General features: G+C 72.2%; 13 protein-coding genes. 6 read left to right on the top strand and 7 right to left on the bottom strand.

What is annotated here, in order from left to right; genetic code table 11:
* Positions 1 to 33: 33 nt before the first annotated feature.
* Positions 34 to 540, bottom strand: coding sequence for an Lrp/AsnC family transcriptional regulator (locus VFO68_RS06020; protein WP_325157153.1), 507 nt, complete (start codon positions 538 to 540; stop codon positions 34 to 36).
* Between the two features lie 77 nt (positions 541 to 617).
* On the opposite strand from VFO68_RS06020, the gene VFO68_RS06025 reads away from it, so the two are divergent.
* The gene (locus VFO68_RS06025; protein ID WP_325157154.1) at positions 618 to 1,745 is read left to right on the top strand and encodes an amino acid dehydrogenase; all 1,128 of its coding nucleotides are present in this window, start codon (positions 618 to 620) and stop codon (positions 1,743 to 1,745) included.
* Here VFO68_RS06025 and VFO68_RS06030 read toward each other — a convergent pair.
* On the bottom strand, positions 1,648 to 2,049 hold the full coding sequence (locus tag VFO68_RS06030; protein ID WP_325157155.1) for a DUF1992 domain-containing protein: 402 nt from the start codon (positions 2,047 to 2,049) through the stop codon (positions 1,648 to 1,650). The genes VFO68_RS06025 and VFO68_RS06030 overlap by 98 nt on opposite strands.
* 57 nt (positions 2,050 to 2,106) lie before the next feature.
* Between VFO68_RS06030 and VFO68_RS06035 the strand changes: the two genes are divergently transcribed.
* Genes VFO68_RS06035 through VFO68_RS06050 form a run of 4 tightly spaced genes read left to right on the top strand, consistent with a single transcriptional unit; the run spans position 2,107 to position 4,804 of the window.
* Positions 2,107 to 2,679, top strand: coding sequence for an RNA polymerase sigma factor (locus VFO68_RS06035; RefSeq protein WP_325157156.1), 573 nt, complete (start codon positions 2,107 to 2,109; stop codon positions 2,677 to 2,679).
* Positions 2,676 to 3,446 (top strand): hypothetical protein, encoded by a 771-nt coding sequence (locus tag VFO68_RS06040; protein WP_325157157.1) that lies wholly within the window; start codon positions 2,676 to 2,678, stop codon positions 3,444 to 3,446. Before VFO68_RS06035 ends, VFO68_RS06040 begins: the two co-directional genes overlap by 4 nt.
* A gap of 41 nt (positions 3,447 to 3,487) precedes the next feature.
* Complete coding sequence (locus VFO68_RS06045; RefSeq protein ID WP_414635465.1) at positions 3,488 to 4,297, top strand: pentapeptide repeat-containing protein; 810 nt, start codon at positions 3,488 to 3,490, stop codon at positions 4,295 to 4,297.
* A 9-nt stretch (positions 4,298 to 4,306) separates the two neighbouring features.
* On the top strand, positions 4,307 to 4,804 hold the full coding sequence (locus VFO68_RS06050) for a VOC family protein (protein ID WP_325157158.1): 498 nt from the start codon (positions 4,307 to 4,309) through the stop codon (positions 4,802 to 4,804).
* Here VFO68_RS06050 and VFO68_RS06055 read toward each other — a convergent pair.
* Positions 4,801 to 5,181: a PASTA domain-containing protein gene (locus VFO68_RS06055; RefSeq protein WP_325157159.1), complete on the bottom strand. Its 381-nt coding sequence runs from the start codon at positions 5,179 to 5,181 to the stop codon at positions 4,801 to 4,803. The genes VFO68_RS06050 and VFO68_RS06055 overlap by 4 nt on opposite strands.
* A gap of 77 nt (positions 5,182 to 5,258) precedes the next feature.
* Here VFO68_RS06055 and VFO68_RS06060 point away from each other — a divergent pair, with 77 nt between their 5' ends.
* On the top strand, positions 5,259 to 5,906 hold the full coding sequence (locus VFO68_RS06060) for an SGNH/GDSL hydrolase family protein (RefSeq protein ID WP_325157160.1): 648 nt from the start codon (positions 5,259 to 5,261) through the stop codon (positions 5,904 to 5,906).
* On the opposite strand, the gene VFO68_RS06065 is transcribed toward VFO68_RS06060, so the two are convergent.
* The 4 genes from VFO68_RS06065 to VFO68_RS06080 form a co-directional block, all read right to left on the bottom strand.
* Complete coding sequence (locus VFO68_RS06065) at positions 5,898 to 6,593, bottom strand: B3/4 domain-containing protein (RefSeq protein WP_325157161.1); 696 nt, start codon at positions 6,591 to 6,593, stop codon at positions 5,898 to 5,900. The two genes, VFO68_RS06060 and VFO68_RS06065, sit on opposite strands and share 9 nt — an antisense overlap.
* A 54-nt stretch (positions 6,594 to 6,647) precedes the next feature.
* Entirely contained in the window at positions 6,648 to 7,076 is a 429-nt protein-coding gene (gene msrB / locus VFO68_RS06070) for a peptide-methionine (R)-S-oxide reductase MsrB (RefSeq protein WP_325157162.1), read from the bottom strand.
* An 18-nt stretch (positions 7,077 to 7,094) separates the two neighbouring features.
* Positions 7,095 to 7,406: a hypothetical protein gene (locus VFO68_RS06075; protein WP_325157163.1), complete on the bottom strand. Its 312-nt coding sequence runs from the start codon at positions 7,404 to 7,406 to the stop codon at positions 7,095 to 7,097.
* A 36-nt stretch (positions 7,407 to 7,442) separates the two neighbouring features.
* Positions 7,443 to 8,154: ATP phosphoribosyltransferase regulatory subunit (locus VFO68_RS06080; RefSeq protein ID WP_325157164.1), on the bottom strand; the 712-nt coding region annotated here is incomplete at its 5' end.

The raw sequence follows: 8,154 nt of genomic DNA on the forward strand, positions 1-8,154 counted from the left end.
TCACACCAAGGGAAACGGGAACCTGAAAGGGATTCAGCTGACCGTCCAATCGGGACGATGCCCGACCCGGCTCGGCCCCGGGGACGGAACGGCCGGTGTGACAACGGTGTTCGCCGAATGCTGGAAGACCACCGAGGTGCGAAAACTGACGATCTCGCGGCGCTGGCTGAACCGGTCGAGCAGGAACGCCCGCAGATGCTCGACGTCGTGCACCGCCACGTGCACCACCAGGTCGTCCCCGCCGGCCAGCAGGAACACCGCCAGCACCTCGGGCAGCCCGGTCACCGAGTCGTGGAAGTCGTTGATCACCTTGCTGGACAGCGGTCGCACCTGGACCGCGACCAGTGCCTGCACGTGCCGGCCGAGCGCGCCGAGGTCGACCTGGGCGGTGAAGCCGCGGATCACGCCGCGGCGGCGCAGCAGCCGAACCCGTTCCAGGCACGTGGACGGCGCGACCCCCAGCCGTCGCGCCAGGTCCCGGTTGGTCTGCCGGCCATCTCGCTGCAACTGCTCGACGATCGCCGAATCAAGTTCGTCCATCACGGGATGGTGGCATGAGTTCCGAACATCGTTCAACGAATCCGCCGGATGACCGGTGTTCTGCCTAATCTTCGGCCATGAACCTCGAACATCAGCGGGTGATCATCACGACCGGGGCGCGTTCGGGTCTGCCGATCGTCGTCGCGGTGCACTCGACCGCGCTCGGCCCGGCGCTGGGTGGGTGCCGCCTGTGGCACTACCCGTCCTGGCGGGACGGACTGGACGACGCGCTCGCGCTGTCGGCCAGCATGACGTTCAAGTGCGCGGTCGCCGGGTTGCCGCACGGCGGCGGGAAGACGGTGATCGCGGCGCCCCCCGGCGCGCGGCTCGACCGGCGCGCCGCGCTGCTCGACGTCGGCGAGGTCGTCGAGTCGCTCGGCGGCGCCTACACGGTCGGGCCGGACGTGGGCACCTCCTCGGCGGACATGCTGACCATCGCCGAGCGCACCCGGCACGTCGGCTGCCGGCCGGAGTCGGCAGGCGGCACCGGCGACCCCGGCCGGCACACCGCGACCGGCGCGCTGGCCGCCATCCGGGCCACCTGCCGGCACGTGTTCGGCACCGGCGACCTGCACGGCCGCACGGTCTGCGTGATCGGGCTCGGCCACGTGGGCGGGGCCCTGGCCGAACAACTCGCCGCCGAGGGCGCCCGGCTCACCGTCACCGACATCGACCCGGCCCGCCGGCCCGGCGCCGAGTCGATCGGGGCCCGCTGGGTGGAGCCGGACGCGGCACTCGCCGAACCGGTCGACGTGCTGGTGCCGGCCGCGCTCGGCGGCCTGCTCACCGCCGAGACCGTGCCGCGGCTGCGCTGCGCCGCGATCGCCGGCCCGGCCAACAACCAGCTCGCCGCCGACACCGTCGCCGAGGACCTGCACCGGCTCGGCATCTGCTGGGCGCCGGACTACGTGGTCAGCGCCGGCGCCGTGGTCTACGTGGCGCACACCGAGTTGCACGGGGCGAGCGCGGGGGAGGCGAGGGCCCGGGTGGCCGCTCTCGACGAACTGCTGACCACCGTGCTGCACACCGCGCGGCGGCAGGGGATCAGCCCGCACCGGGCCGCCCGGGAACTGGCCGCCCAACGACTCGATCAGTCCACAGTGGACACTAGCCCCGGCTCGCCCGCCACTGCTCGACCACCTCGTCCGGGTCCACCGGCACAAGACTCACCTGCGGACCGAGCGGCACCAGCAGCCAGTCCCTGATCCGCCGGTTGAGGTCGGCGACCAGGTCCCGCACCGCCTGCTCGGCGCGCAGCCGGCCGACGGTCCTCGGCAGCTCCTCGACCTCCTTGCGCAGCCGCAGTCCGGTGGGCAGCATGGCCTCGCCCGACACGCCCTCCCGGCGCAGCTTTCCCTTGACCCACCACAGCTCGTCCGCGTCGTGCAGGTTGGGAATGGGTTTGCCCGCCCCGGGCAGGTTGTCGAACTCGCCCCGGTCCATCGCCTCGCGAATCTGCTTCTCCACCCAGGTCTCGAAGCTGACGCCGGGCGGCTTGCGCTCGGTCATGTCAGCAGTGTCCCATCAGTGGGCAACAGGAGCGGTTCGGCCGGACACGGATGAGGTATGAGAACCGATAGGTCGGACCGCGAGCTGTGGACGGCGGCGTCGTTCGGTGAGCTGTTCGACCGGCACGCCAAGGCCGTCTACAACCACTGCTTCCGGCTGACCGCGTCCTGGGCGGCGGCCGAGGACCACGTGCAGACGGTGTTCCTGCTGGCCTGGCGCAAACGCGCCGAGGTGACGCTGCGGCACGAGTCGGCACTGCCCTGGCTGCTCGCCGTGGCCACCAACGTGGTCCGCAACGACCGGCGGGCCACCACCCGGTGGCAGCGGCTGGTGCACCGGCTGCCCGCCGAGCGGTCGGAGCCCGACCACGCCGACGACGTCGCCGGCCGGATCGACGACGAGCGGCGGATGGCCCTGGTGCTGGCCACGGTCGCCCGGCTGCCCCGCGCCCAGCGCGACGCCCTGGCGCTGTGCGTGTGGTCCGGCGTGTCCTACCCGGACGCCGCCGTGGTGCTCGGCATCGCCGAGGGCAGCGTGCGGGCCCGGGTCAGCAAGGCGAAGGCCCGCCTGGGCCGGCTGCTCGGATCCGACCCGGTGGCCGTGCTGTCCGGCGTACAGGAGGAGCGATGAACACGATGCTGCCCACCCCCCGCGACCTGCCCCCGCTCGCGCACACCCGGATCCGCGCGGAACTGGAACGTCAGCTCGCGCAACAGGTCCGCAGTCCGCGCCGCTGGGTGGTCCCGGTGGCCGTGACCACCGGCCTGACCGTGCTCGCCGCCGTCGCCTGGATCCTGCCGCGCTTCGTCCTGCGTCCGGACCGCCCGGCCACACCGCCACCGGTCGACAGCCCGGTCGTCCGCGACCTGTCCGACGTGCAGCGGCGGGCCATCGAGGACGGCTGCGGCAAGGCCGCGGTCGGCGACCTCGCCGCGCCGCGGCGCCCGGGGCTGACCGACGGGCCCCAGTCGTTTCGGCTCTACAACCTGGTCGACGACGACGCCGGCCGGGCGGTGCTGCTCTACGGGCAGACCGCCGCGCTCTACTGCACGTTCGACCGGTCGGACGTGGCGGTCGCCAGCGCCTACGGGCTGGCCAACACCGGGCCGCCGGACGGCCCGGTGACGGTCGACCTGTACCTGCTCACCCGCGCCGGTGGGGCCACCCCGACCGACCAGGTCCGGCCGGATGTCGTGGTGCTCGCCGGCCGGGTCGGCCCGGAGGTCGCCCGGGTGACCGTCGCGCAGGGCAACCAGGTCGTGTCGGCGACCCTGGCCAACCGCAGCTTCCTCGGCCGGCTGCTGTACCCGTCGCCGTGGACCGACCAGGGGGCCCACGGTCCGGTCGTGCGCGCCTACGACAAGGACGGAAAGCTGCTCGCGACCGTGGGAGGTTGACCGGGCGCGGAGCCGCGGCACCTGCGTGACAATGTGGGCTGATGGATCCGACCCGCCTGCGTGCCGACTGCGCGCACTGCTTCGCGCTGTGCTGTGTCGCGCCGGCCTTCGCCGCGTCGGCGGACTTCGCCATCGACAAGCCGGCCGGCCGGCCCTGCCCCAACCTGGGCGCGGATTTCCGCTGCGGCATCCATGACCGGCTCCGGCCGGCCGGGTTTCCCGGTTGCGCGGTGTTCGACTGCTTCGGCGCCGGCCAGCGGGTCGCGCAGCTGACCTTCGCCGGGCGGGACTGGCGGTCGCATCCGGAGCTCGCCGAGTCGATGTTCTCCGTGTTCGCGATCATGCGCAGCCTGCACGAGCTGCTCTGGTACCTGACCGAGGCGTTGCGGCTGCCGGTCGGCGGGGTGGCGGCCGAGCTGCGGGCGGTGCTGGCGGAGACCGAGCGGCTGGCCGGCCTCGGGCCCGACGAGCTGGCCGTCCTGGACGTGCCCGGCCACCGGGCGGCGGTCAACGCCGTGCTGCAGCGGGCCAGCGAAGCCGCCCGGGCCGGCGTGCGCCGTCCCGAGGTCGAGCTGCGCGGCGCCGACCTGGTCGGCGCCGACCTGCACAACGCCGATCTGGCCGGTGCCAACCTGCGCGGCGCCCGGCTGGTCGGCGCGAACCTGCGCGGCGCGCGGCTACGCCTGGCCGACCTCACCGGCGCCGACTGCCGCGCCGCCGACCTGCACGGCGCGGACCTGCGCACCGCACTTTTCCTCACCCAGGCCCAACTCGACGCCGCCACCGGCGACCACACCACGCTGCTGCCCGCCGACCGGCGCAGCCCTGGTCACTGGAGCTCTCGCCCGTAAGGTGGTCCCATGACCGCCCATGACGTGTCCGAGCTGGCCCGCGAGCGGGACCGGATCCGGGCGGCGCACCTGCGCCCGGCCGGCGAGCGGCCCGCGTCCAGCGCCCGGGGTCTGCACCACACCGCGCTGATCAGCAGCGACGTGGAGCGCACCGTCCGGTTCTACCAGGACCTGCTGGAGTTCCCGCTCACCGAGCTGATCGAGAACCGGGACTACCCGGGCTCGTCGCACTTCTTCTTCGACATCGGCAACGGAAACCTGTTGGCGTTCTTCGACTTCCCCGGCCTGGACGTCGGCCCGTACGCGGAGGTGCTCGGCGGCCTGCACCACGTCGCCATCTCCGTCGAACCCGACCGCTGGCGCCACCTCAAAGCCAAGCTCGAAGCCGCCGGCCTCGACCACGCCGTCCACAGCGAGGTCTCCGTCTACTTCAAGGACCCCGACGGTGCCCGCGTCGAGCTCATCGCCGACCCCCTCGGCGAAATGTACGGCCACGTCGTGCGCTAAGGGCAGGTCTCGTCGAGTTTCACGGCGGCGAAATCGATCCGCGACGTGGCGATGATGGTCGCGCCGGGAGCGACGCTCTGTGCGCACACTTTCCAGTTCGAGTCGACCACCTGGTTGCGGTCCCGGCCGGTCGCGTCGTGTGAGGAGGTGTAGAAAATTGCGCCATTGGTCAGCGCCTGGATCTCATTCTGGGCGTCCTGCAGATCGCGGCCCACCAGGTTCGGCATCGTCCACTGTGCCGGCGCGAGTGGTGCCGCGGGGCCGGGCTCGACGACCGTGACGGTGGCCGGGGGGCCGGCCGGCGGCTCGTTGCCACACCCGGTTGCGGCCATTGCCATACCGGCAATCCCCAACAGCTTTCTGACTACCTGGTGCAAGGCGTCTCCTCCGGGGCATCGACGCCTCAACAGCTTGTTCCTTCTGTGGGGTTTCAGCAACATGGCCGGAGGGCGCCGTGGGCCGGACGATTGTGTTTACCGGGGACAGCATCACCGACTGCGACCGGCGGAGCGATCCGCTCGGGTTGGGGGGCGGGTATGTGGACATCGTGGCGAGCGAGTTGCGGGAGCGGGGCGACGACGCGGCGATCGTCAACACCGGGGTGTCGGGGGACCGGATCGGGCAGTTGCGGGAGCGGTGGCAGCGGGACGCGCTGGATCACCGGCCCGACCTGCTGTCGATCTACATCGGGGTGAACGACACGCTGTTCACCTTCTTCGAGGGCCGGCCCACCCCGCCGGAGGTGTTCGAGCGCTGCTACGTCGACCTGCTGGACCGGGCCGTGGCGGCCGGCATCCGCAAGCTGATCATCGTGGAGCCGTTCTTCCTCGACGCCGAGGGCTCGGACGCGCAGTGGCGCGAGGGCAGTGTGTTCGCCCGGGAGGACCTGGCCGGCAAGCTCCCGATCGTGCGCGACCTCGCTCGCCGCTACGGCGCCCACCTGGTGCCGCTGCACGACGCGGTCACCGAAGCGGCCGCCCGGCGCGGCCCGACCGTGGTGGCCCCGGACGGCGTGCACCCGTCGGCGTTCGGCCACCGGCTGATCGCCCGGCTCTGGCTGGACGCCTACGACACGTTCGCCACGAGCCGGACCTCAGGATGAGCTGAACTCGGGGGCGTCCCGGCTCAGGACCGTCGCATGTGGACTGACCGACCAGGCCGCGGCCAGGTCTTTGGCCAGCGTGTTCAGCAGGGCCGGAACATCCTCGGATGCGCTGGGGTGCAAGGCTTCCGCGATGATCAGGGTGCTGGTCGTGCCGTCCCGGACGGCCGAGGCGCCGCTCTGCCGGTTGGTCCACCGCCGGGCATGGGCCTGCCCGGCGGTGTCCGCGAAGATCACCTCACCGGGCTCGGGATGCTCGACCGTGCCGGCGAACGTCTGGTAGGTCTCGGTGCCGCTGGCGTAGCGGACCTCGAGCGAGTCGGTGAGCCGTGCGGCGTCGAACACCGCCACCGGGATGGCGAACGCGAGCGACACCGCGTTGCACAGGTCGATCAGCGGATGAATGCTCGGCAGGCCGCCTTCCTTGCGGTACCGGCGAAGCAGCGACTCCGCGGCGCACCGGTACTGGGTCGGTTTGAGGCCCATCGTGGCGAAGGCGCGCCGCCAGGCCTGGATCTCGGGTAGCTCCGACTCGGTCGCGCCGGCGAGCCGGTCACCCGCGATGGCACGGTAGGCGGCCACCCGGTCGGCGACGTCGGCGGTCGGTGTGATCCCGTCCGCGTGGAGCACACCGGGCACCAGGTGCGGGAAGTCGGTCCAGAGCTGGTCGGAATGGCGCAGGCGCACGGTTCTACCCTGCGCGCACCGCGGCCCCGGCGACAGGTCCACCGCCGTCCCGGCCTACTGGTCCACTGCCGCCGGCGCCAGGGTCAGGCTGATCGAGTTGATGCAGTACCGCTGGTCGGTCGGGGTCGGGTAGCCCTCACCGGAGAACACGTGGCCCAGATGGCTGTGGCAGTTGGCGCACACCACCTCGGTGCGGACCATGCCGTGCGTGCGGTCCTCGCGCAGGATCACCGCCTCGGTGTCGGCCGGGTCGTAGAACGACGGCCAGCCGCAGTGCGACTCGAACTTGGTGTCACTGCGGAACAGTTCGGCGTCGCAGGCCCGGCACCGGTACACGCCGACGGTCTTGGTATCGGTGTACTCACCGGTCCAGGCCGGTTCGGTGCCCGCCTCGCGCAGCACGCGGTACTCGGCCGGGCTGAGCTGCTTGCGCCACTCCTGCTCGGACTTCGACACTTTCGGGGTTTCGGCTGCCGACTGCATGACCCAACGGTAACCCGATCAGTTGAACAGCGTGGCGACCACGTACGCGAGAGCGTCCCAGGCGGCCACGGCCACACCCAGGAGGATCAGCACGACCAGGAGACCGGCCATCAGCCGGTGGTGGCCGCCGAGCCGGTTGGCGCCGTCGGCGAAGTCGCTCATCCCGGCCAGGTATCCCTCGACCGTGTAGTTCGGGCGGACCTGCTCCACCCGCTCCAGATGCTCGGCGAACGCCCGGGCCTCCGGATCGTCCGGGTCGAGCCCGATCAGGTCGTCGTCGAACCTGTTGGGCGGCGTCCGGCGCGGATCCTCCTCGGGAGGATCAGACATTCCGGTCGACGACATGACCTAACCGTAGCTTGCCGGTCAGGTCTGTCCCAGGCTGCGCACCTCGAGCGGAGCCGCCGGATCGGTGTCCGCGCGCAGGTGCGTGAACGAGCCGAAGCCCCACTCGGTCAGCCGCCCGAGCTGCGCGCCGAACTTGCCCCGGCGCCGGATGGGGGAGACCACCCGGCCGTCCGCGCGCAACCGCCGGGCCACCGCCAGCGCCACTGCCGGCGCCACGTCGGCCTCGTAGAGCACGGCGACGGCCGGCTCCGCGTCCGGTGCGCCGAGCAGGTCCACGATGCGCTCGAAGCCGATGGAGAACCCGCAGGCCGGCACGTCGGCGCCGAGGAACCGGCCGATCAGGCGGTCGTAGCGGCCGCCGCCGGCCACCGACCCGGCCGAGGCCGGGTGCACGATCTCGAAGATCTGCCCGGTGTAGTACCCCATGCCGCGGACCAGGGTGGGGTCGAACTCCCACTTCAGGTCCCGCTGCCGGGCCAGCTCCCCGAGCGCGCCGGTGGTGGTGCGCAGGTCGGCCAGCATGTCCTCGCCCAGCCCGGGCAGTGCGGCGGCGAGCGCGTCGACCAGTTCGCCCTCGTCCAGCCCGTGCAACCCGCCGATGGTGCCGGCCAGCGTGTCGACCTGGGCCGGTTCCAGGCCCCGGCCGGCCAGCTCGGCGCGCACCCCGTCCCAGCCGATCTTGTCCAGCTTGTCCAGCGTGACGAACAGCCCGTCCCAGGCCGGTTCGGGC

It is taken from the genome of Actinophytocola sp. (assembly GCF_035712165.1).
GTDB lineage: Bacteria > Actinomycetota > Actinomycetes > Mycobacteriales > Pseudonocardiaceae > DASYTH01.